Source organism: Gilvibacter sediminis (assembly GCF_028561565.1).
In the GTDB taxonomy this organism is placed as follows: Bacteria; Bacteroidota; Bacteroidia; order Flavobacteriales; family Flavobacteriaceae; genus Gilvibacter; species Gilvibacter sediminis.
On the sequence record NZ_JAQQTE010000001.1, the window covers coordinates 1,178,513 to 1,201,566 of the forward strand.

The 23,054-nt window shown below is 44.5% G+C and carries 18 protein-coding genes and 1 tRNA gene; 14 read left to right on the forward strand and 5 right to left on the reverse strand.

Going from position 1 to position 23,054, the window contains the following annotated elements; all coding sequences use genetic code 11:
* The first annotated feature begins 108 nt into the window (after positions 1-108).
* From porK to POW22_RS05360, 5 genes are all read left to right on the forward strand, one after another.
* Positions 109-1,485: a T9SS ring complex lipoprotein PorK/GldK gene (gene porK / locus POW22_RS05340; RefSeq protein WP_272831593.1), complete on the forward strand. Its 1,377-nt coding sequence runs from the start codon at positions 109-111 to the stop codon at positions 1,483-1,485.
* A gap of 82 nt (positions 1,486-1,567) precedes the next feature.
* Complete coding sequence (porL, locus tag POW22_RS05345) at positions 1,568-2,215, forward strand: type IX secretion system motor protein PorL/GldL (protein WP_272831594.1); 648 nt, start codon at positions 1,568-1,570, stop codon at positions 2,213-2,215.
* A gap of 45 nt (positions 2,216-2,260) precedes the next feature.
* Positions 2,261-3,823, forward strand: coding sequence for a type IX secretion system motor protein PorM/GldM (gene porM / locus POW22_RS05350; RefSeq protein WP_272831595.1), 1,563 nt, complete (start codon positions 2,261-2,263; stop codon positions 3,821-3,823).
* A 22-nt stretch (positions 3,824-3,845) separates the two neighbouring features.
* Positions 3,846-4,742 (forward strand): type IX secretion system ring subunit PorN/GldN, encoded by an 897-nt coding sequence (gene porN / locus POW22_RS05355; RefSeq protein ID WP_272831847.1) that lies wholly within the window; start codon positions 3,846-3,848, stop codon positions 4,740-4,742.
* Between the two features lie 95 nt (positions 4,743-4,837).
* A complete protein-coding gene (locus POW22_RS05360) occupies positions 4,838-5,887 on the forward strand; it encodes an NAD(P)/FAD-dependent oxidoreductase (protein WP_272831596.1) in 1,050 nt (349 codons plus the stop codon).
* Here the strand turns inward: POW22_RS05360 and POW22_RS05365 are convergent.
* Entirely contained in the window at positions 5,865-6,170 is a 306-nt protein-coding gene (locus tag POW22_RS05365; RefSeq protein WP_336407704.1) for a DUF983 domain-containing protein, read from the reverse strand. The two genes, POW22_RS05360 and POW22_RS05365, sit on opposite strands and share 23 nt — an antisense overlap.
* A gap of 142 nt (positions 6,171-6,312) precedes the next feature.
* Here POW22_RS05365 and POW22_RS05370 point away from each other — a divergent pair, with 142 nt between their 5' ends.
* The 8 genes from POW22_RS05370 to POW22_RS05405 all read left to right on the forward strand — a co-directional run bounded on the left by POW22_RS05370 (position 6,313) and on the right by POW22_RS05405 (position 17,706).
* On the forward strand, positions 6,313-8,226 hold the full coding sequence (locus tag POW22_RS05370) for an ABC-F family ATP-binding cassette domain-containing protein (RefSeq protein WP_272831598.1): 1,914 nt from the start codon (positions 6,313-6,315) through the stop codon (positions 8,224-8,226).
* A 9-nt stretch (positions 8,227-8,235) separates the two neighbouring features.
* Positions 8,236-9,000, forward strand: a complete 765-nt coding sequence (locus POW22_RS05375) for a TerC family protein (protein WP_272831599.1) — start codon at positions 8,236-8,238, stop codon at positions 8,998-9,000.
* Between the two features lie 100 nt (positions 9,001-9,100).
* Positions 9,101-10,243 carry an efflux RND transporter periplasmic adaptor subunit gene (locus POW22_RS05380; protein ID WP_272831600.1) on the forward strand — a complete coding sequence of 381 codons (1,143 nt, stop codon included), beginning with the start codon at positions 9,101-9,103 and terminating at the stop codon, positions 10,241-10,243.
* Positions 10,244-10,245: 2 nt separating this feature from the next.
* On the forward strand, positions 10,246-13,491 hold the full coding sequence (locus tag POW22_RS05385; protein WP_272831601.1) for an efflux RND transporter permease subunit: 3,246 nt from the start codon (positions 10,246-10,248) through the stop codon (positions 13,489-13,491).
* Complete coding sequence (locus tag POW22_RS05390; RefSeq protein WP_272831602.1) at positions 13,484-14,803, forward strand: TolC family protein; 1,320 nt, start codon at positions 13,484-13,486, stop codon at positions 14,801-14,803. Before POW22_RS05385 ends, POW22_RS05390 begins: the two co-directional genes overlap by 8 nt.
* Before the next feature lie 5 nt (positions 14,804-14,808).
* Positions 14,809-14,988: a CPXCG motif-containing cysteine-rich protein gene (locus tag POW22_RS05395; RefSeq protein WP_272831603.1), complete on the forward strand. Its 180-nt coding sequence runs from the start codon at positions 14,809-14,811 to the stop codon at positions 14,986-14,988.
* Positions 14,989-15,050: 62 nt separating this feature from the next.
* Positions 15,051-15,123 (forward strand) — tRNA-Met (locus POW22_RS05400).
* Positions 15,124-16,329: 1,206 nt separating this feature from the next.
* Positions 16,330-17,706: an alpha/beta hydrolase family protein gene (locus tag POW22_RS05405; RefSeq protein ID WP_272831604.1), complete on the forward strand. Its 1,377-nt coding sequence runs from the start codon at positions 16,330-16,332 to the stop codon at positions 17,704-17,706.
* A gap of 7 nt (positions 17,707-17,713) precedes the next feature.
* Here POW22_RS05405 and acs read toward each other — a convergent pair whose 3' ends face one another.
* The 4 genes from acs to POW22_RS05425 form a co-directional block, all read right to left on the reverse strand.
* A complete protein-coding gene (gene acs, locus POW22_RS05410) occupies positions 17,714-19,621 on the reverse strand; it encodes an acetate--CoA ligase (RefSeq protein ID WP_272831605.1) in 1,908 nt (635 codons plus the stop codon).
* A gap of 97 nt (positions 19,622-19,718) precedes the next feature.
* Positions 19,719-21,494 (reverse strand): sodium:solute symporter family protein, encoded by a 1,776-nt coding sequence (locus POW22_RS05415; RefSeq protein ID WP_272831606.1) that lies wholly within the window; start codon positions 21,492-21,494, stop codon positions 19,719-19,721.
* 24 nt (positions 21,495-21,518) lie between these two features.
* On the reverse strand, positions 21,519-21,779 hold the full coding sequence (locus POW22_RS05420; RefSeq protein WP_272831607.1) for a DUF4212 domain-containing protein: 261 nt from the start codon (positions 21,777-21,779) through the stop codon (positions 21,519-21,521).
* Between the two features lie 143 nt (positions 21,780-21,922).
* Complete coding sequence (locus POW22_RS05425; protein WP_272831608.1) at positions 21,923-22,210, reverse strand: hypothetical protein; 288 nt, start codon at positions 22,208-22,210, stop codon at positions 21,923-21,925.
* A 123-nt stretch (positions 22,211-22,333) separates the two neighbouring features.
* Between POW22_RS05425 and POW22_RS05430 the strand changes: the two genes are divergently transcribed.
* Entirely contained in the window at positions 22,334-22,909 is a 576-nt protein-coding gene (locus POW22_RS05430; protein WP_272831609.1) for a uracil-DNA glycosylase family protein, read from the forward strand.
* Positions 22,910-23,054: the final 145 nt, after the last annotated feature.

Here is a 23,054-nt window from a genome sequence, read left to right on the forward strand (position 1 = left end):
ATTTAACGACTTTGCGATTTTATGGGTTTTTGACATTTTTGTTGTATTTTTCAAATATTATAAATAGGTTTACGCCCTTAAAATCTTGAACTTTTAACCTAAACACCTATGAAAAAGCTATTTGCAATTGTTGCATTTGCTGCTCTTTTGGTATCTTGTAATTCAACCGATCGTGGAGAATTGGTTGGTGCTAAAGGAAAGAAATGGCACCCTGAAAAGCCTTTCGGAATGACCCTAATTCCGGGCGGATCTTTCATTATGGGTAAAGCTGATGACGACATTGTTGCGGTAAACGATGCCCCGACTCGAACGGTTACCGTGCGCTCCTTTTACATGGATGAGACAGAGATTACGAACGCAGAATACAGACAATTTGTAAACTGGGTACGTGATTCAACTGTACGTCTACGTTTGGCTATTTTAGCTGATGAGACTGGCGCAACACCGGGTGATGGTGGGATTGGCGAATTTGCCTTTGTTGACCAAGACAACACAGACGACATGACTCCTTATGAGAAGTATATGTATGACAATTACTTCGGGATGGGAGACGACTACTACGCAGGTCGTAAAATTAACAGAGACATTGATATCCTTTGGGATACCAGCCAGTACCCTGATGAGTACTACGCAGAGGTAATGGATACGATGTACATTCCAATTGAAGAAGCTTACAACGGACAACGTACTATTGACGTGAGCAAATTGAACTTCCAGTATTCTTATATGGATATTCAAGCTGCTGCTCGTGACAAGGACAAACGTCGTAAGGACTTCATCATTAAAGACACTGTGAATGTATATCCAGACACTACAGTGTGGATCAAAGACTTTAACTACTCGTACAACGAGCCTATGCACAACGATTACTTCTGGCACGAAGCTTATGGAGAATATCCTGTAGTTGGTGTGAATTGGAAGCAAGCGAAAGCTTTCTGTGCTTGGAGAACTTTATACAAGAACGCTTATCAAAAATCGCGTCGCCGTCAGTACGTGAACAGTTTCCGTTTGCCTGGAGAGGCTGAGTGGGAATACGCTGCACGTGGTGGATTGGAATCTGCGACCTTCCCTTGGGGTGGTCCTTATGCCAAGAACGATCGCGGATGTTTTATGGCGAACTTTAAGCCGCTTCGTGGTGACTACGCTGCTGATCAAGCATTATACACTGTTGAGGCAGACGCTTACGAACCAAACGATTACAACCTCTACAACATGGCAGGGAACGTATCAGAGTGGGTAGCATCATCTTATGACCCCAATTCTTATGACTACTCTTCTACGATCAACCCTAACGTGAACGACAAGAATAACATGCGTAAAGTGATCCGCGGTGGATCTTGGAAGGATGTTGCATACTTCCTTCAGGTGAGTACCCGTGACTACGAATACGCTGATTCTGCACGTAGCTACATCGGCTTTAGAACCGTGCAGGATTATATGGGAACCGACGTGGTTCTGAACGAACAGTTCGGAGACGGTCGATAAAGACATCACCGGTATATGCTAGCCGGTGTTCATTTGTAAAATGACTAACAGTAGTAACTTAACTTAACTTAATTTATTTATTATGGCACAATCAAAATCATCTAAGAAGCTATTTAACATGGCTTATGGACTAGGAGCCTCAATCGTTATCCTAGGGGCACTATTTAAGATCCTTCACTGGGAGCTAGGACCACTAAACGGTGGTGTACTTCTTGCGATCGGACTTATTACAGAAGCAATCATCTTTGCTATCTCTGCATTTGAACCAGTAGACGACGATCTAGACTGGTCATTGGTTTACCCAGAACTAGCTGGTGGAAAATCAACTGGCAAGAAGAAAGAAGAAAAGCCTCAAGACGCCCAAGGTCTACTATCTCAAAAATTAGACGAAATGCTGAAAGCAGCTAAGATTGATGAAGGTCTTATGACCAGTCTTGGTGACAGCATCCGTTCCTTTGAAGGAGCAGCGAAAAGTATGGCCCCAACTACCGACGCTATGAATTCAACGAAGAAGTACAGTGAAGAAATGGCTTTAGCAGCTGCACAAATGGAGTCGCTAAATTCTCTTTACAAAGTACAGGTTGAATCTACCAGCCGTCAGGCAGAAGTAAACGAGCAAGTTGTTGAAAACGCAGCTCAATTGAAAGCACAAATGGAAAATTTGACTTCTAACCTTTCTTCATTGAACGGTGTATACGGAGGTATGCTTTCTGCAATGAATAGAAACTAAGATAGTTTTTACTTACTAACCCCTTAATCTAAAACAGAAGAAGTTATGGCTGGAGGAAAACTATCTCCGCGGCAGAAGATGATTAACCTGATGTATCTGGTTTTCATCGCTATGCTCGCCCTCAACATCTCTAAGGAAGTACTTACTGCCTTTGGTATGTTGAACGAAAAATTAGAAGACGCAAATGTTGCTTCTACGGAACGTAACGATGCCCTTTTAGCAAGTCTTGCTACTAAGGCTAGTGACTCACCAGAGCAATATGCAGATCTTAAAACTAAGGCTGATCAAGTAAGCACCATCTCTGATGAATTCGACGCAGTTGTTGAAAAAATCAAGAGTCAGATGGAGGCTACTGTAGAAGACCCTAAAGACTACGAAGTAATGGACAAATCTGATTTCTTAGATCAGATGTTCTTTAACGCTGATGGTCTTAAGGCAGAAGGAAAAGCCTTTTTAGACGCAGTAAACAAGTACCGCACACAAATGGTTGCCGCCATTGGTGATGATTATCCAGAAGTTAAAGAGTATGTAGAGAAGAACTTCTCTACAGGACAAGTTGAGGACCGCGATGGTCTTAAGATCGACTGGATGAACTACAACTTTGAGCGTGTGCCGATGGTAGCGTCTTTGACTAAGCTTACACAAATGCAAGCGGACATCAAGACTACCAAAAGTGAAGTACTTGGAAAGATGCTACAAGGTCAGCAGGCAACCCTGCTTTCTATGAGCAACTATAACACATTCATGGACGCACCTAAGTCTGCGTACTATGTTGGAGAGACCTTTGATGGGGAGATCCTACTAGGACGTACAGATGCTTCTACTGTTCCTCAACGTGTTGAGCTTACTTTGGACGGACGTCCACTAAGTGAAGACAAGTATGAGATTGACGGTGGTCGTATCAAATTGAAGGTCGGTGCTGGTGGAGCTGGAGATCACAAGATCGAAGGTAAATTGATCTACGGAGAAGAAGGTAAAGAATTTGAAGTGGAAGTGAACACCGGTTTCGCTACCATTACTAAGCCTAACGCAGCAGTGATCTCTGCCGACAAAATGAACGTAGTATACCGCGGTGTAGACAACCCAATGACGGTTTCTATCCCTGGTATTCCTGATAACAAAGTATCTGCATCCGGAACAGGTTTAACAAAAGTTTCTGGAAGTAAATACGTTATGCGACCAGGACAGGGCCGTGAAGTGACGATCAATGCAAGAGGTACATTGCCTGATGGTCAACCAATCAGCACTCCTGCTACTTTCCGTATCAAGGACATTCCACGTCCAACAGGTACAGTTAGTGGTGAAGATGGAAACGGTGGTGCAGTACGCATGCCAAGATCATCTTTGGAGATCGCTTCTATTGGAGCAGCATTGTTAGACTTTGACTTTGACTTGAACCTATCTGTAACTAGCTTTAGTTTTAAAGTATCCGGTCAGCCTACAGTAGTAGTTAACGGACGTAAACTAGACGACAGAGCCAAAGCAGCCCTACGTAGAGCTAAGCGTGGTGAAACTGTTCAGATCTATGACATCAAAGCTCAGATCCAAGGAAACTCCGGTTACAAACTACAGCGAATCTCTCCGGTATTTGTAGAGTTAACAAACTAGAATAAAAAAAGCTATAGAAATGATGAAGTCAAGAATCGCTTTGGTATTTGTAATGACCTTGATGGTAAGTTTTACCACCTTGGCCCAGCGCAATATACTCAATGCCAAGACTCCCGATGAGATCGGAATGAAGACAGCAGAGCAGATCGCTTATGATAATGACGAGCCGCTACCTTATGGTTACGTAGACGAGCGTGATGTACTGTGGTCTAAAACCACTTGGGAGATCATTGACTTGGACGAGCGTGTAAACTTCCCATTGTACTACCCAATTGACACCAACAATATTGGTGCAGACAGACGTTCTTTATACGATGTATTGGTAAAGAACATCAAAGACGGTACAATTGAGCATGTTTACGCAGACTCTTACTTTACTGAAAAAAGAACGCTAGATGATATCAGTGCTTCTTTGCGTTACACAGACACTACCGATGCCGGTATCCGTCAATTCAACGCAGAAGGCCGTGTGGATGAAGAATACATCCGCAAGTTTGATCTAGGTTCAGCAGATATTTTGGAATGGCACGTACGCGGATACTGGTACCTAGACAAGCGTCAAGGTGAATTGAAGTACCGTTTACTAGGACTGGCTCCGGTTGCACCGGAAGCACGTTCCTTGGCTTTCCCAGATCAAGCAACAGACAAAGTAGAATTGTTTTGGGTTTGGTTCCCGAGTGCACGTAAGGTGTTACACGAGGCTAAGGCGTTCAACCGTTTGAACACTTCCCAACCCATATCGTTCGACCATATCTTAAATTCTAGACGCTTTAATGGTATAATCTATCGCGAGGACAACGTCCAAGGTGACCGTCAGGTTAAGGATTATATCAGTGATAACGCACTCATGCAATTGCTTGAGTCGGATAGAATCAAAGAAAGGATCCGCAATCTAGAAATGGATATGTGGAACTATTAACAGAAGAATTTCCATTAGTAAATTAGGGAAAAGCGCTCTTCAAATGAAGGGCGCTTTTATTTTTGCCCATTTTTAAAGTAGTATTTTTGCTGCGGATGAAAACCGAGGTAGATTATATAGTCGTTGGATTGGGCTTGGCCGGAATCAACTTTGTGGAAAAGTTGCAAGAGGCCGGTAAGTCCTTTGTAGTCTTTGACCAGGGCGAGAATTATTCCTCTTGGGTCTCTGGGGGTTTGTACAACCCTGTGATCTTAAAACGACTCACCTTGTCTTGGAATGCGGCCGATCAGCTTCAAAAAGCGCTTCCCATTTACGAGCGCATTGAGAAACGACTGGGAAAAAGCTTTGATCTGCGAATTCCTGTGCAGAAGAAGTTTCAATCTTATGAAGATCTAAACAACTGGGTGGTGGCTTGTGATAAGCCGCATCTCAAACCCTATTTGAATCCTAATACCATCAGTGATGCTCCGCAGGGTGTCAAAGTTCCCTTTGGAATGGGACAAGTACTCAATACGGGAAAGATAGACACGGCTGCGCTTATGCAAGCCTATGCAGAAGACTTGTTTGATCGAGGTTTGCTTTTCAAAGAGCGATTGGATTATGATCAGCTTGAAATGAATTCAGGTGTTAACTATAAAGGAATCACTGCCAAAAGGATCGTCTTTGCAGAAGGCTTTGGCTTAAAACATAATCCATTCTTCGATTCCTCTAAACTCAAAGGGAATAAAGGAGAACTGCTCATTATTGATGTTCCTAATCTCCAGCTCGATTTTGTTTTAAAGACTGACGTGTTCATTATTCCATTGGGCGGAACCCGTTTCTCTGTTGGAGCTACCTATAACTGGGAAGACAAGACACTTGAACCTACCACAGAAGGAAAGCAAAAACTACTGAAGGCGCTTGAGAAGCTCATTGATCTCGATTATCAGGTCTTGGAACATCGCGTCGGTATCAGACCTACAACAGCAGATAGAAGACCACTCGTCGGCGTGCATCCAAAGCATGCGCAAATGGCCATGCTTAACGGTTTAGGCACGCGTGGGGTGATGATCGGACCCACAGTTGCTCATCAGCTTTACGAGCATTTAGAAAACGAGCAGCCGCTGCCTCAGGAGATAGACATCAGGCGTTTTTATCGTAATTAAAAAAGAAGTTGATCCAGATGTTTCTGGAAAGGCGCAAGATCACCGGTAAACCAAGTACCAGCACCGCTACGATAGCCAAGAAGGCTTGCAGTCGATCCAAACCCAAAAAGAAGTAAGTAACAATAAAGGTAGCCACAGCAAAGGCCACACCCACGCCATAACTCACGTACATAGCACCGTAAAAGAATGAAGGCTCAATCTTGTATTTGGTGTTGCAATGCGAGCAGCGTTCGTTCATTTCCAAAGTCTTTTTAGGCGCGTAAAGTTTGCTGCTGCGGTACATGCTTTCGTTTTGACAAACCGGGCAAGTGCCCGTAAATATGCTATAGATTTTAGCGCCTTTCAACATTTGAAAATGTTTTTGATTTACCTTGCAAAATTAGGGATATTTGCACTACCAAAAATGTGACATAAGTCACTCTTCTATGTTAAACGTACACAATTTATCGGTTTCTTTTCAGGGCGAGGATCTCTTTAGTGAACTTACCTTTAAATTGGGTGGTGGAGACCGTGTGGGTCTTGTGGGGAAGAACGGCGCTGGAAAATCTACGCTGCTCCGAATTTTAGCCCAAGAACAAGAGTACGATACCGGCCAGATAGCCACAGACAAAGAGCTGCGCATTGGCTTTTTAAAGCAGGACATTGACTTTGAAAAGGGATGTAGCGTCAAGGAAGAAGCGCAAAAGGCCTTTGTAAAGATCAAAGAGTTGGAAGCGCGTTTGGAAGGGATCAATCAGCAGTTGGCGGAGCGCACCGATTATGAAAGTGAGAGTTACAACCAACTCATGATCGACCTCAATGAAGTGCAGCAACAGTATGAATTGTTGGGCGGTTATAATTATCAAGGCGATACGGAACGCATTTTAAAAGGTCTCGGTTTTACCGCTGCAGACTTTGACAAGCTGACTTCTACCTTCTCGGGTGGATGGCGCATGCGCGTGGAATTGGCCAAACTCCTTTTGCAGGATAATGATGTGTTGCTGTTGGATGAGCCTACCAACCACTTAGACATTGAGTCCATCCTTTGGCTGGAAGAATTCTTAAAACAATATACAGGCGCGGTGGTGATCGTCTCTCACGACCGTGTTTTCTTAGATACCATTACCAACAGAACCATTGAGATCTCTTTGGGACGTATATATGATTACCCCAAACCTTATAGCGAATACTTGAGCTTGCGCGGAGAGTTGCGCACCCAACAATTGGCAGCGCAAAAGAATCAGCAGAAACAAATCGCGCAGACGGAGAAACTTATTGAAAAGTTTCGTGCTAAGGCTTCCAAGGCTACCATGGCGCAATCGCTGATCAAGAAGCTGGACAAGATTGATAGAATTGAAGTGGATCAAGACGACAATGCCGTGATGAGTGTGCGCTTTCCGGTATCGGTTACTCCAGGTAAAGTGGTCTTGGAGTTAGAAGATGTAGCCAAAAGCTATGGAGACAAGCGCGTTTTGAATCCACTGGAAATGCTTGTAGAGCGCGACAGTAAGATCGCCTTTGTGGGTCAGAATGGGCAGGGTAAAACTACCTTAGCCAAGATCATTGTGGGTGAGATCGCTCATCAAGGAAAGGTCAATTTGGGGCACAACGTGCAGCTGGGTTATTTTGCACAAGACCAAGCCGATCATTTAGACGGTTCCAAAACGGTGCTGGATACCATGATCGATGCGGCTAATGAAAAGAACCGCACCAAAGTTCGCGATATTTTAGGAGCTTTCCTGTTTAGAGATGAGGCGGTAGATAAGTATGTACGCGTCCTGTCTGGAGGAGAACGCAATCGTTTGGCCTTGGCCAAATTACTTTTGCAGCCGTTCAATGTGCTTATTATGGATGAGCCGACGAATCACCTAGACATTAAATCCAAGAACGTTTTAAAGGAAGCCCTAGCCAACTATGAAGGGACCTTGATCTTGGTTTCTCACGACCGTGACTTTCTGCAGGGGCTTACCAATAAGATCTATGAATTTAGAGATCATCAGATCAAAGAATACTTAGGAGATATTGAGTTCTTCTTGGAGCAGCGTAACCTGCGTTCCATGCGTGAGGCAGAAAAGCGCAGCGTGGTCGCTAAGGAGAAAACAGATAAGTCTGCCAATAAGAAGACCTATGAAGAGCAAAAACAGCTTAAATCGCTTAAAAATAAGCTCAGTAAGGTGGAATCGCAGATATCAGCCTTGGAAAAACAAATAAAGGAGTCAGACGTCGCCTTAGAAGTGAATTATGACGAAACGGTGAAAGATCCCAACTTTTTTGACAGCTATCAATCCAAAAAAGACGAACTTGACACTTTGATGCAGCGCTGGGAAGACATCAGCGAGGAAATAGATCAATTGACTTAAGCGAAAACTATGTGGGAATTATTGACCAGTACAGAAGCCTGGGCAGCCTTTTTAACCTTAGTGATCATGGAGATCATCTTGGGTGTTGACAATATTGTCTTCATTTCTATACAGACGGATAAGCTCCCACCAGAGCAGCAGAAGAAAGGGCGCAATATCGGTTTGCTCTTTGCACTGTTTACACGCATAGTCTTACTACTTTCTATTACTTGGGTCATGACCCTGACCACGCCGCTCTTCAATGTCGGAGATTGGTTGGGTGTCAGTGGAGAATGGCACGAACGTCTTTCCATTTCAGGACGTGATTTGATCTTATTGATCGGAGGTCTGTTCTTGATGTACAAAAGTATTAAAGAGATCCATGAAAGTGTGGAGGGAGAATCCCAGCGAGAAGCAGGTAGTAAAAAACCCACCACCTTTTTAAAGACCGTCATTCAAATTGGTCTCTTGGACATTGTCTTTGGATTGGATTCTGTGATCACTGCCGTAGGGATGGCAGAAGATGTGGAGATCATGATTGCCGCTGTGGTGGTGTCTATGATCTTTATGGTCTTTAGTTTGAACTTTGTGAGCCAGTTTGTGAACCAACACCCCAGTGTTAAGATTCTGGCCTTGTCCTTTCTTTTATTGATCGGTATTTCTTTAGTGGCCGAGTCCATTGAGCAGCCTATAGCCAAGGGGTATATCTACTCCGCCATGGCGTTTTCCATCTTTGTTGAATTCTTGGTGATTCGATCTGCGAAGAACAGAGGACAGAAACGCGGCTCCGAATAAATCAGCTCGCAGCCCTTTTGGGGCCTACTTTTATTTATGAATCCTTTAACGCCTGTCCCTAGGTAGTTGCGCTAATTTTGCACAATTAACCGACCGGAACATGCGTAAAGTACTATTATATCTCTTTGGAGCACTACTTCTTGTGGCGGCCTTTTTTGGGGCTAAGGCCATTATTAGTGCAAACAAACAACCAAAACCTGTTGCCAAAGAAGTCATTAAAACTGTCTTCGTAAAACCTGTAAGTAATGCAACAGTTCCCATTACTGTAGCAGCTAATGGAACGCTAATGGCTAAAAATCGCTTGGAGCTCTATGCGGAGGTTCAAGGGGTGTTTAACAGCAGTTCTCGAGACTTTAAACCAGGACAGCAGTACCGAAAGGGAGAGGTACTCTTGCGTTTAGATTCAGACGAGTTCTATGCCTCTGTGCAATCCTCACGCAGTGAATTTTACAACCTGATTACTGCATTGATGCCGGATCTGCGTTTGGATTATCCGGACGCTTTCCCGGTTTGGCAGAACTACTTGTCAAGTATCAATATTGACAAAGCTTTGCCGCCCTTACCAGAGTTTGCCAACGATAAGTTGGGTTATTTCATCAGCGGTCGTGGCATCACTACGGCTTATTACAACATTAAAAATCAAGAGCAGCGTTTGGGCAAATACGTAATGCGAGCGCCTTTTAACGGAACGCTGACTGCTGCATTGGTAAACAAGGGAACCTTAGTGCGCACAGGGCAGCAGTTGGGAGAATTTATTGATCCGAGCAGCTATGAATTGGAGTTGGCAGTCAGTAAAGAATTCAGCGATCTATTGCGCCGAGGCGCTGAGGTGGAATTGGTAAATCTCAATAAAACAAGTAGTTATACAGGTACGGTGAGTAGAATCAATGCCAAGATAGACCAGGCTACACAAACCATTGCTGTTTTTGTAGATGTCACCGCGCCAGATCTCAAGGAAGGCATGTATTTAGAAGCTGCCTTGGCAGCCAGAGCCCAAGAGAATGCGGTCCAGATCAGTAGAAAGCTTTTGGTCAATGAAGCTGAGGTCTACGTGGTACGTGATTCGGTTTTAGATCTAATTAGTGTTGAGCCAGTGCATTTCTCAGATAAAAATGTGGTGATTAGAGGTTTGGAAGATGGCTTGCTCATGCTTTCTAAACCCATTCCGGGTGCGTATCCAGGCATGAAGGTGAAATATATTATGGATCAGGCAGAAGCAGCCGAAACCACAGTTCAGCCTTAGTCATGCGTAAACTCATCAGTTATTTTATAAAGTTCGAGGTTGCTGTAAACATCCTCATCATTGCTTTCATCATTTTTGGGGTTGTTGGCATGTTGCGTTTAAAATCTTCTTTTTTTCCGCTGCAGGAGTCTGAGATCATCAGCATCAGCATTGCCTATCCAGGGGCCGCACCTCAGGAGATTGAAGAAGGGGTCGTGCTCAAAATTGAAGACAACCTCAAAGGGTTGAAAGGGGTGGAACGCGTAACCTCAGTTTCTAGAGAAAATGGCGGGAGTATCACTGTAGAGATCGATTCCGATGAAGACATTGATGTGATGCTTGCTGAGGTAAAGAACGCGGTGGATCGTGTTCCGAATTATCCCACGGGCATGGAGCCCTTGGTAGTCGCCAAGCAAGAACAAGTAAGACAGACCATAGATTTCGCGATCAGTGGAGAAAATGTGGATCTGGCTACACTAAAACAAATAGGGCGTCAAGTTGAAAATGACTTGCGTGCCATAGACGGGATCTCGCAGATCACCGTTTCTGGTTATCCAGAAGAAGAGATTGAGATCGCCGTGAGAGAAAATGATCTCTTGGCGTATAATTTGAGCTTTACTGAGGTGGCCAATGCCGTTGCACAGGCCAATATTCTCAGCAGTGGTGGAAACATCAAGACCGATGCCGAGGATTATTTGATCCGAGCTAATAACCGTTCCTATTATGGCGACGAACTCAACGGGCTCGTAGTACGTGCCAATCCAAATGGAACTGTGGTTCGCTTGGATGATGTAGCCGATGTGCGCGATCGCTTTTCGGAGACCCCAAACGCCTCTTATTTCAATGGGAACGTTGCGGTAAATGTAGGCATCACCAATACCAACAATGAAGACTTGATCTCCTCTGCAGAAGCGGTCAATGCTTATGTGGAGACCTTCAACCAAAAGTATAAAGCAGTGCAGATCGATGTGGTGAGTGATTCCTCCATCAGGCTGAATCAACGTACCGATCTATTGGTGGAGAATGGTGCTATGGGAATTTTACTGGTGCTTTTATTCCTCTCCTTTTTCTTAAATACGCGTTTGGCCTTTTGGGTGGCCTTTGGGTTGCCGATCTCTTTTCTAGGGATGTTCATTTTTGCGGGTCAGTTTGATGTGACCATCAATGTATTGTCGCTCTTTGGAATGATCATCGTGATCGGGATCTTGGTAGATGATGGTATTGTCATCTCAGAAAACATCTATCAGCATTATGAAAAGGGTAAACCCAGAATTCAAGCGGCCATAGATGGAACCATGGAGGTGTTACCACCCATTCTTTCAGCCATCCTTACGACCATTTTGGCTTTTTCAACCTTTATGTTCTTAGACGGCAGAATTGGAGATTTCTTTAGCGAGGTTTCCGTGATTGTTATGCTGACCTTAGGGGTTTCGCTTATTGAAGCTTTAATCATCTTACCTGCGCACATTGCGCATTCTAAGGCATTATTACCGCCAGAAGAGCAAGCCAAAGAGAGTCAATCCGGATTCGGAAAATTCTTCGCAAAGCTCCGCAGCTTTAATGTTTACGGAGATCGTTTTATGCGCTATTGCAGAGACAGATTGTACAGCCCAGTACTTGCCTTTTCTTTGAAGCATCGTTTTTTGACCTTTTCTGTCTTGCTCGCTTTGATGATCTTGACTGTTGGAGCCTTCCAGGGAAATGTGATCAAAAGTTCGTTCTTCCCCAGGATTGCCAGTGACCGTGTGAGTATAGACCTGCTCATGCCAGAAGGGACCAATCCGCGCATCACAGATTCCATCATCAGTCTGGTAGAGCGAGAAGCTTGGAAGGTCAATGAAGACTTTTCCGCCCGTCAAAGTGGAAACAAACAGGTCGTTGAAAATATTATAAAGCGTGTTGGCCCCGGAAACAATAAGGCTTCTTTAGCCGTGAACCTGCTTCCTGGAGAAGAGCGTGACTTTAGCTCTCCAGAGATCACTAACGCCATCAGAAACGCAGTGGGAGAGGTCTATGGCGTGGAACGTCTCACTTTTGGTTCAGGAGGTAACTTTGGAGGAAGTCCAGTCTCTGTTTCCCTTTTAGGGAACAATTCCACCGAACTTGAAGCAGCCAAGACCGAACTGCGCGAGTATATGGACAATAATCCTTTACTTGCGGATGTCACCGATACCGATCCAGAAGGCATTAAAGAGATCAATATAGAACTTAAAGAAAGCGCTTATGCCTTAGGGTTAAACTTAAGAGACGTCATGGGTCAAGTTCGCGCTGGTTTCTTTGGCTTGCAAGCCCAACGGTTTCAACGCGGGCAGGATGAGATCCGAGTTTGGGTGCGCTATGACAGAAGCAATCGGGAATCTATAGAAGATCTGGATCAGATGAGGATATTGACACCGAGCGGAACACGCGTTCCTTTTGGAGAGATCGCAACATACAACGTAAAACGGGGTGTGGAATCCATCAGTCACTTGAACGGGCAACGAGAGATCCAACTCAATGCAGACCTTGCTGATTTAGAGACCAGCCCTACCGAGATTTTGGACGAGGTCAAAAATGTGATCATGCCAGAGATCCTTTCTAAGTATCCAACTGTAACACCGCTTTATGAGGGGCAAAATAGAGAAGCCTTAAAACTACAAAGGTCCGCCAACGCGGTAATCCCAATAGTGTTGTTTTTGATCTATGTGGTGATCGCCTTTACGTTTAGAAGTTACAGCCAGCCTTTGATGCTCATCTTACTCATCCCGTTCAGCTTTATTGCTGTTGCCTGGGGCCACTGGTTGCATAACTTCCCAATCAATATTTTATCCGCTTTAGGAATCATTGCTCTTATTGGGATCATGGTTAACGATGGTTTGGTGCTGATAGGTAAGTTCAACAGTTATCTCAAGGAAGGAATGAAGTTTGACAAGGCCTTATACGAGGCTGGACGCTCGCGCTTTAGAGCGATCTTTTTAACTTCTTTGACCACTATAGCAGGTATTGCACCGTTGCTCCTAGAGAAAAGCAGACAAGCGCAGTTCTTGATCCCAATGGCTATCAGTATTGCTTACGGAATTGCAATAGCGACCGTTTTGACCTTGATCATATTACCGCTCATGCTCTCTGTAGCCAATGATATAAAGACCAATGGATTTTGGTTGATCTCTGGAAAGAAGATCCCGAAAGAAGCTGCAGAGCGCGCAATCAAAGAATTAGAAGTTGAACAGGGCCACAGTCAACCGGCAGCCATCACTGCCACGAGCCCTCAAAGTGTACCCGGTGAATAGATCGATATTATTACTTAGCCTTTTATTCTTGCCGCTTTTTACTTTGGGGCAAGAAGTGTCGGAACTCTCCAAAGAAACTGCAGTTGCTGAGGCTTTGGAAAAGAACTTTGGAATTGTCATTGCGCGCAATGAACTTGAGATAGCTGATGCCAATTCGAGCATATTGAATTCTCGTTTTTTGCCGATCATCAGTGCAACTGCAGGGTTCAACTACAGCAACGAAGACCAAGAGGTAACTTTTAGAAATGGGGAGGTCAACGCAGTCAATGGCGCAGAGACCGAACGTTATAACGCCGCGCTTAATTTGAATTATACCCTCTTTGACGGTTTAGGCCGATGGTATGACTACAAGCGATTTAAAGAACAATACAATTTGAGCGAACTGCAGGTGAGACAAACCATTGAAACCACCTTATTGCAGTTGTTTACCGTTTATTTTGAGGTTGCTCGTTTGAGGGAGAATGTCACGGTGCTAGAGCAGACTTACAGCAACACTCAAGACCGACTCACTCGTGTACAGTATCAATTTGATTATGGCCAGGTCAATAAGTTAGAAGTGCTTAATGCTGAGGTAGATTTGGTGACCGACAGTATAAATTTGATCAATGGGCGTCAGCTTTTAAGAAATGCCAAACGCGATCTGACCGTGGTGCTCAACAGCGAGTTAGAACGCGAATTTACAGTGGATACCGCCGTGGCTTTTTTGAATCCAGTTCGGATGGAAGATTACTACGAACAAGCGCCTGAGAACAATGTAGATCTGCTCATTGCACAAAGCAATATCCAAGTAAGTGATTACAGTTATAAGGCAGCCAAAAGCGTGTACTTGCCAACCTTGAACCTCAACGGTTCTTACGGCTGGAATGAAGGCCAGTTCCCCGTCACGAGTTTTGCTACCAGCAGCACCAGTACCGGACTCTCCGTAGGTTTGAGTTTGAATTGGAACTTATTTGACGGCGGTACCGGAATTACCAATGTCAAGACCGCTCGTATTTTAAAGGAAAATCAAGAGATCTTTGAAAAACAGTTGATCGTCGAGCTTTCGAGAAATTTGGCCAATGCTCGCGGCAATTACCGAAACAGTTTGGAGATCTACAGACTGCAGCGCAAAAATGTGCTCACTGCTCAAGACAATTACGAGCGTTCAGCAGAACGGTACAAACTAGGTCAGATCTCTTCTGTAGAGCTTAGACTGGCTCAGATCAATCTACTCAACAGCCAAACCAACAGGAACTTGGCCAAATATCAGGCTAAGCTCGCTGAATTAGAGTTGTTGCAGCTTTCTGGTCAGTTATTAAATGTTGAATTCTAAAGGTCATGGAAGAACATCTTTTTCAATGTCCGTATTGCTGGGAAACCATCTCCATGTTGCTGGATCCGTCCGTTTCTCAGACCTATATTGAAGATTGTGAAGTTTGTTGTAATCCGATTGAGATCAGCGTTCGCTTTGACGATCAGCAGCTTACCAGCTTTGAGGCCAACAGCATAGAACAGTAATAAAAAAAGGCCATACGGCACTTTGCCAGTTTATAAAAGCGTTGTATATTTGCCGTCCACACCGCGGGATAGAGCAGTAGGTAGCTCGTCGGGCTCATAACCCGAAGGTCGCAGGTTCGAGTCCTGCTCCCGCTACGAAGAAAACCAGAAGCATCGCTTCTGGTTTTTTTATGCCCTGAAGCGAACGCTCGCGTTTAAGCTTCAAAGGGCATAAAAAACCAAACACCGCTTTGCGGTATGGTTTTCTTCGTAAAGCTTCTCCCACTAAGGACCATTTTGCGCAGCAAAATGAATCCTGCTTTTGAATTGATGGGCATAAAAAACCAAACACCGCTTTGCGGTGTGGTTTTCTTCGTAAAGCTCCCCCCAAGGCCCTTTAAAAATTTTGGAACAAAATTTTTAAAGAATCCTGCTCCCGCCAAAATAAGCGCTGACCTTCGCCGAAGGCGAAAAGATCAATGCCGAATTTACTAGCAAACTTGTTTGCGAAAGTAAACGAGGCATTGATCCACAGTTGCTTTAGCAACAAAGGTCAGCGCTTTCAGCATTGGAGAGAAGGGAACATTCACGTCGTGAATGAATCCTGCGCGTGTTTGCTTGAGTTAATGAGGCATTGATCCACAGTTGCTTTAGCAACAAAGGTCAGCGCTTTCAGCATTGGAGAGAAGGGAACATTCACGTCGTGAATGAATCCTGCGCGTGTTTGCTTGAGTTAGTGATGCATTGATCCACAGTTGCTTTAGCAACAAAGGTCAGCGCTTTCAGCATTGGAGAGAAGGGAACATTCACGTCGTGAATGAATCCTGCACGTGTTTGCTTGAGTTAATGAGGCATTGATCCACAGTTGCTTTAGCAACTAAGGTTAGCGCTTTCAGCATTGGAGAGAAGGGAACATTCACGTCGTGAATGAATCCTGCACGAGTTTGCGAAAGTAAACGAGGTGTTGAGTTAAAGTTGCTCTAGCAACTAGGGTTGCGCTTTCAGCGTTGACGGTAAAGGATCATTTACGAAGTAAATGAATCCTGCTTTCAGCATCGGCGTGAAGGGAAGATTTGTGAAACAAATCAATCCCGCTTTTGATATTCGGTAGCTTATTTGCCCACGCGGTATGCCATACACCTCGCTAAAAATGTCCACTGGACATTTTCTTGATGCTCGGCTTCCCCGCGCCAGCGATCGCAGCGGCATACTCTGAGCAAAGCGAAGAGATATAGCGGAGAGCGCGTCCGTGAAGTGAACTTGGTTCTACTTTACGGGGCGCCCAAGAAAGTAAGACCATATCGGATTGACCCCATACTTGTCAAAAAAGCACTATTTTTCCATTAATTGTGCAGATTACCCATGAATCGAATTTTAACTACGCTCTTAATAGCAATAAGCAGCTTATCCTTATTGGCCCAAAATACCTATCAACGCGGTGTGATCATAGATTCCTTACCAACGGCAGGGAACCTTAATGAGACTTTCGCACTTTATCTCCCTAGTTCTTACAGCGAGCAACAACTTTCCCCTATAGTATTTGTCTTTGATCCGTCGGGACGAGCGGCGAATGGTCTGAGGCCATTCAGACTCGCTGCAGAGCAGTACGGATATATTTTGGTGAGTTCCAATAGCAACAAAAATGGGCCTCAAAATGTAAATTTTGATGTAGCGAATCGTTTATTCAATCATGTTTTTTCCAATTTTAATATTGACAATAGCAGAATTTATACTGCTGGATTCTCTGGAGGTTCGCGTTTGGCGATGGCCATTGCTGTACTTACCAAACGCATGCAAGGAGTGATTGCTTGTGGTTCAGGTTTTCCCGGCAATGTTGCCCCTGTTGGAAATGAGACTTTCTCATATGCGGGTATCGTTGGAAATTTAGATATGAATTATTTGGAAATGCACAACAATAGCCGGCTTTTAGATGCGCTACAAGTTTCCAATGCGCTGTTTACTTATAATATGGGTCATCAATGGCCAACAGAGCAACAACTACTTTCTGTCTTTGACTGGTTGCAGATGGAGGCGCATAGAAAGGGTATTATCAAGGTAGAGCCAGCTGTTATTAATTCTATTTATACCAAACAACTCAGTGAATTAAACGACCCCGAACATAAAGACAATTTACTTGGGAAACATAGAGCTTACCGACGTTTGCTCAAAAGTTTTGGTCCGTATTTAAATCTAGATAGTCTTCAAGTTGCTGCCAATACTCTCAGAGCCAGTCCGGAGTTTTTGGATCAGCAGCGGGAATTTGCAAAGGTCAAGGAAACTGAACAGGAGTTGTTTGCTAACTACACCCAACAATTCTTTGTCGACCTTCAGCGTAAAAAGCCCAAAACGCAGGCTTGGAAAAAGCGTATCGATAAGGTTTTTCGAGACATGGAAAACTCCAAAAATCACTTTGAGCGACAAATGCTGCAACGCCTACTGGCTCAGATAGGGGTTACGGCTTATGAAGCGGCTTTTAGCCAGGCTGCAAGTTTAAATTTGGAGCAGCTCATGTTCTGTTATGATCTTTGGATCTTTGTAAATCCAAAGAATGTTTACGGCTATCTCATTCAGATGGGCAATGCCCTAAAAAAATCAGATCAAGACTTGGCTTTAGATTATTTGTCACAACTCTTGGCAACAGGTTTTGATAATTATGAGGCCTTGATGAATTATCAGCCCATAAAACCCTTGCATTCAAATGAGGAGTTTATAAAATTGGTCGAACCACTTAAGCAGTAAGCACTATTTACAACACATTATCCATAATATCCTGAACCACTTCTGGGTTGAGTAGTGTACTGGTGTCACCCAGGTTGGAAGTGTCGTTAGAGGCGATCTTTCTCAGAATGCGACGCATGATCTTTCCAGAACGTGTTTTAGGCAAGCCTGCCGTAAACTGAATCTTATCCAGTTTTGCAATGGGCCCGATCTGCTCGGTGATCATTTGGTTGATCTCTTTTCGCAAATTGTCGTGATTTCTGGATTCTCCGGTTTCTTTGAGGGTGACATAACCGTAAAGCGCATTCCCCTTAACCTCATGTGGGAAACCTACAATAGCTGATTCTGCAACAGCAGGATGTTCATTGATGGCATCCTCAATCGGGGCCGTACCCATATTATGTCCAGAAACAATGATCACATCATCTACGCGACCGGTGATGCGGTAGTAACCCACTTCATCACGCAAGGCGCCATCTCCCGTAAAATATTTGTTCTCAAAGGCCGAGAAATAGGTGTCTTTATAGCGTTGATGATTGCCCCAGATGGTGCGTGCCATGGAAGGCCAAGGGAATTTGATACACAGCCGTCCTTCGGCTTGATTGCCCTTAATCTCTTGCCCGTTCTCATCCATGAGTGCGGGTTGGATCCCCAAAAAGGGTAGGGTTGCGTAGGTGGGTTTTGTAGGAGTACAGAACGGTATTGGAGTAATCAGTATTCCGCCTGTTTCTGTCTGCCACCAAGTGTCCACAATGGGTGCCTTTTTCTTCCCCACATTGTCATCATACCAATGCCAAGCCTCTTCGTTAATCGGTTCTCCTACCGTTCCCAGAACCTTTATGGAAGATAAATCGTGTTGCTCTACATGTTGAACGCCTTCTTTCGCCAAGGCTCTAATAGCCGTTGGAGCCGTATAGAATTGGTTGATCTTGTGTTTTTCCACGATCTCCCAAAAACGGCCAAAATCTGGGTAGCTCGGCACGCCTTCAAACATTACAGTTGTAGCGCCGTTGGCCAGCGGGCCGTAGACAATATAACTGTGGCCGGTGATCCAGCCAATGTCTGCCGTACACCAGTACACATCACTGTCACGGTATTGGAATACATTTTTAAAGGTGTAGGCTGTATAGACCATATAACCCGCGGTGCTGTGTACCATGCCTTTTGGTTTTCCGGTAGATCCTGAGGTGTAAAGAATAAAGAGCGGATCTTCTGCATCCATAATCTCAGGTTCACAGTCCGTGGAGGCCCCAGCTAAGAGTGGTTCCAGCCAAAAGTCGCGACCGTCTTTCATGTTGATTTCAGATTGAATCCGCTTTACCACTAATACAGATTCTACGGTAGAACAGCTTTCCAGCGCCTCGTCTACGATGCCTTTAAGATCAATGGTCTTGACTCCGCGGTACGAACCGTCTGAGGTCAGTACCATTTTGCAATCGCTGTCGTTGATTCGCGTAGCCAAGGCGTTTGCGGAAAATCCTGCAAATACTACCGAATGTATGGCGCCAATTCTAGCGCAAGCCAATAATGAGACAGCCAGTTCTGGGATCATGGGTAAATAAATACACACCCGATCTCCTTTTTTAATGCCTTTGCTCTTAAGCACATTGGCCATCTGATTCACGCGAGCGTGTAATTCTTTATAGCTGATGTGAGTTGCAGGCTCCTTGGGATCATTAGGTTCAAAGAGGATGGCGGTTTTATCGCCTTTGGTGAAAAGATGCCGATCAATACAATTTTCTGTGATGTTAAGTTTTGAACCTTCGAACCACTTTACCTCAGGCTTAGCAAAATCCCAAGAGAGTACGTTGTCCCATTTTTTTCGCCACAAAAAGTGCTCTTCCGCAATTTCTTCCCAGAAGAGTTCTGGGTTTCGGACGGACTTTCGGTATTCGTGGAAGTATTCTGGGAAGTTCTTGATGTGATAATTACTCATGAATTGGAATTTATATAAAGCCGCTAAAGGCTTTACAATTTAGCAAAAAAGGCCTTTTGAAAATCGCACAAATCGATCAAAAGATGATCTTATTCTATCAGTGTTGAGCAGCTTCACCCGCTCCAGATGGGATGCGAATATTTTCTACCATATCGGTGACGTCTTTTGGCGGTTTAGGAGTCATTCTAGACACCACCAAAGAAACCACAACGTTTACGCACATGGCAATAGTGCCAAATCCTTCAGGAGAAGTGCCAAACCACCAATCACTTGGTGGCAGCGGATCCATGATCCCGATGAGCCCCGTCTTGTATACGATCATATATCCAAGCATCAGGGTGATGCCCACAACCATGCCAGCAACAGCGCCTTGTTTGTTCATGCGTTTGTCAAAGATGCCCAGAATAATCGCTGGAAAGAAAGAGGCGGCCGCGAGCCCAAAGGCTAAGGCGACCACAGCAGCAACAAAGCCTGGCGGATAGATGCCAAACAATCCTGCTATGACAATAGCTACCAAAATTGAAGCGCGTGCCCAACGCAGTTCTCCCTTATCTGAGATGTTGGGTTTTAGTTGTTTTTTGATCAGATCATGAGAGATGGAGGTAGAGATCACCAAGAGTAAACCTGCTGCTGTTGAAAGCGCTGCAGCCAAACCACCTGCGGCCACTAAGGCAATCACCCAATTGGGTAAGCCTGCGATCTCCGGGTTGGCTAAAACCATGATGTCTCGGTCTACATAAAGTTCGTTGGTTGCGTCACTGGCGTTGCTGATCAGGCGCTCGCCATATACCCCGCGACCTTCTAAGAATTCAGGCTTTTTGCCTACCAAAGCTGAGCCTTGAACGTATTGGATTTTACCGTCTCCGTTTTTATCGCTCCACGCAATAAGCCCAGTGTCTTCCCAATTTTTAAACCACTCTGGAATATCCGTATAAGATTGATCGCGAACCGTCTCTATCAAATTAGTCCGTGAGAATACCGCAACTGCAGGAGCGGTGATATAAAGTATGGCAATAAAAAGCAAGGCCAAGCCTGCAGACTTACGTGCATCCTTTACTTTGGGAACCGTAAAGAATCGTACAATAACGTGAGGCAATCCGGCCGTTCCAACCATTAAGGCAAAGGTGATGGCAAAAACGTCCCAGGTAGATTTAGAACCTTGGGTATATTCTTTAAAGCCGAGTTCGGTGTGTAGCGTATCGAGTTTATCGAGCAAATAAGTTCCGTCTTCTAGAGTGCCTCCCATCCCCACTTGAGGGATGATATTGCCAGTCATCTGAATAGAAATAAAGATGGCTGGAACCATAAAGGCAAAGATCAAAACGCAGTATTGTGCTACTTGCGTATAGGTGATCCCCTTCATTCCACCTAAAAAGGCAAAGACCAAAACAACAGCCATCCCAATGATGACGCCTAGCGTAATGTCTACTTGTAAAAACTGAGAGAACACAATGCCTACGCCCCGCATTTGCCCCGCCACATATGTAAAAGACACGATCAAAGCACAGATCACGGCTACGGTTCGGGCGCTATTGGAATAGTACCGATCCCCTATAAAATCAGGGACCGTGAATTTGCCGAACTTCCTCAGGTAAGGCGCGAGCAATAGGGCTAGCAGTACATAACCTCCTGTCCAACCCATCAAATAGACCGAGCCGTCGTATCCGGCAAAGGAGATGATCCCCGCCATGGAAATGAAGGAAGCGGCACTCATCCAATCGGCTGCCGTTGCCATACCGTTGGCTAAAGGAGAGACGCCTCCGCCTGCTACATAAAAATCTTTAGTAGAGCCCGCTCGTGCCCAAATAGCAATACCGAAATACAAGGCAAAGGTCACACCGACCAGGATCCAAGTCCAGGTTTGAACACTCATAAGGCGGGTATTGAGATTATGGAATTAGTCTTCGTGATAGCCGTATTTTTTATCGAGCTTGTTCATCAGTCTTACATACACAAAGATCAACACCACAAAGACGTAGATAGAACCTTGCTGGGCAAACCAGAAGCCCAATTTGAATCCGCCAAGATTGATGGTATTCAAGGCGTCTCTAAAGAGAATTCCGCAGCCATAAGAAACAACAAACCATATGCTTAGCAAAATTGCCAAGTATTTTATGTTCTCTTTCCAGTAAGCGCGTGCCTTGTTTGTTGAAGACATGATTGGTTAGTTGTAATGCTTTATCACTAGAGGCGATTCTGCATTTTTAGATTCCTAAAACTAATTGATTCGTCAACCACAACCAAAAAAAACCGCGCTTTCTAAAAGGAAGAAAGCGCGGTTGCTATATTAATTCTATGTGTTTAGAACAACAGATTCATAAGGATTAACAAGGTGCAAATTCCTAGGCTACCCAATAAAGTATTGAGCACAACCTTTGGCTTCTGAACCGTTAGGATCGATGCCAAAACACCGGTGCACATTACAACGGCTGCAAATACTTGGATCATGGACCAAAGTGAGCTGCCGTTTAAAAAGATGGTGTATACCGCAATTCCACCCAAACAGGTAGATACAATGATTGAAGTTGATGCGTATAGCATAAAATTCTCGGTCCAGTCTTTATTTAGTTTTGCATAAAGTGCGCTCATGATGTTGATTTTAATTGTTTACTCAACAAAACTACGTGGAGGCGCTCAGCTAAAATATGACAATGGTCATGCAAGCCTTGTTTGGTTCGATCGACTTATCTTTAAACTGCTGACCACAAAACCATGGAGGAACTTTTAAGCAAAATACGCGCGTGCAACTTGTGTAATGATCTGTTGCCTTTGGGCCCAAGACCCATAGTTGCGGCAAGTCCAAAGAGTCGCATTGCTATCATTGGGCAGGCTCCGGGTTCTGTGGTGCATGAGAGCGGTGTCCCTTGGGATGATAAAAGCGGGGAGAATTTACGCGCTTGGATGCAGATCAGCAGTGAAGATTTTTACAATCCAGATAAGCTGGCTTTAATTCCCATGGGCTTTTGCTACCCGGGGCGTGGAAAATCTGGAGACAATCCACCTACCGCGATTTGTGCTCCAACCTGGCACGATCAACTTTTAAATGAACTTCAAGAATTGCGTTTGATCCTTTTGGTGGGTAAATATGCACAGGACCATTATTTAGGTGCTAAGGCTCAAAGAACCTTGACCCAGACCGTGCAGCAGTTTGAAGACTATTTGCCTAAATTCTTCGCCTTGCCGCATCCGTCTCCTAGGAATAATATTTGGCAAGCCAAGAATCCTTGGTTCAAGTCTGCAGTTTTGCCCAGATTGGCTCAAGAAGTTGCGTTTGCATTAAGGCATTAAAAAGCCTCAGTAGGGTTTTTGGCACGAGAGTTGTTATATAATTGGTGACAGTCATTGTTTTGACTGTTAAGGAATTGAAACATAAAGTAAATGCATTAAGCATCCCTAAAAAGAAACAATTCTCCGCCTTGAAATCTGTCTTTAC

Excerpts from the sequence above, each read along its gene's own strand:
- porL (WP_272831594.1), top strand. The coding sequence starts at position 1,568 with ATGGCACAATCAAAATCATCTAAGAAGCTATTTAACATGGCTTATGGA.
- acs (WP_272831605.1), bottom strand. The coding sequence starts at position 19,621 with ATGAGTAATTATCACATCAAGAACTTCCCAGAATACTTCCACGAATAC.
- POW22_RS05425 (WP_272831608.1), bottom strand. The coding sequence starts at position 22,210 with ATGAGCGCACTTTATGCAAAACTAAATAAAGACTGGACCGAGAATTTT.
- porM (WP_272831595.1), top strand. The coding sequence starts at position 2,261 with ATGGCTGGAGGAAAACTATCTCCGCGGCAGAAGATGATTAACCTGATG.
- POW22_RS05380 (WP_272831600.1), top strand. The coding sequence starts at position 9,101 with ATGCGTAAAGTACTATTATATCTCTTTGGAGCACTACTTCTTGTGGCG.
- POW22_RS05420 (WP_272831607.1), bottom strand. The coding sequence starts at position 21,779 with ATGTCTTCAACAAACAAGGCACGCGCTTACTGGAAAGAGAACATAAAA.
- POW22_RS05385 (WP_272831601.1), top strand. The coding sequence starts at position 10,246 with ATGCGTAAACTCATCAGTTATTTTATAAAGTTCGAGGTTGCTGTAAAC.
- POW22_RS05375 (WP_272831599.1), top strand. The coding sequence starts at position 8,236 with ATGTGGGAATTATTGACCAGTACAGAAGCCTGGGCAGCCTTTTTAACC.
- POW22_RS05370 (WP_272831598.1), top strand. The coding sequence starts at position 6,313 with ATGTTAAACGTACACAATTTATCGGTTTCTTTTCAGGGCGAGGATCTC.
- POW22_RS05415 (WP_272831606.1), bottom strand. The coding sequence starts at position 21,494 with ATGAGTGTTCAAACCTGGACTTGGATCCTGGTCGGTGTGACCTTTGCC.
- POW22_RS05360 (WP_272831596.1), top strand. The coding sequence starts at position 4,838 with ATGAAAACCGAGGTAGATTATATAGTCGTTGGATTGGGCTTGGCCGGA.
- POW22_RS05395 (WP_272831603.1), top strand. The coding sequence starts at position 14,809 with ATGGAAGAACATCTTTTTCAATGTCCGTATTGCTGGGAAACCATCTCC.
- POW22_RS05365 (WP_336407704.1), bottom strand. The coding sequence starts at position 6,170 with ATGTACCGCAGCAGCAAACTTTACGCGCCTAAAAAGACTTTGGAAATG.
- porK (WP_272831593.1), top strand. The coding sequence starts at position 109 with ATGAAAAAGCTATTTGCAATTGTTGCATTTGCTGCTCTTTTGGTATCT.
- POW22_RS05430 (WP_272831609.1), top strand. The coding sequence starts at position 22,334 with ATGGAGGAACTTTTAAGCAAAATACGCGCGTGCAACTTGTGTAATGAT.
- porN (WP_272831847.1), top strand. The coding sequence starts at position 3,846 with ATGAAGTCAAGAATCGCTTTGGTATTTGTAATGACCTTGATGGTAAGT.
- POW22_RS05405 (WP_272831604.1), top strand. The coding sequence starts at position 16,330 with ATGAATCGAATTTTAACTACGCTCTTAATAGCAATAAGCAGCTTATCC.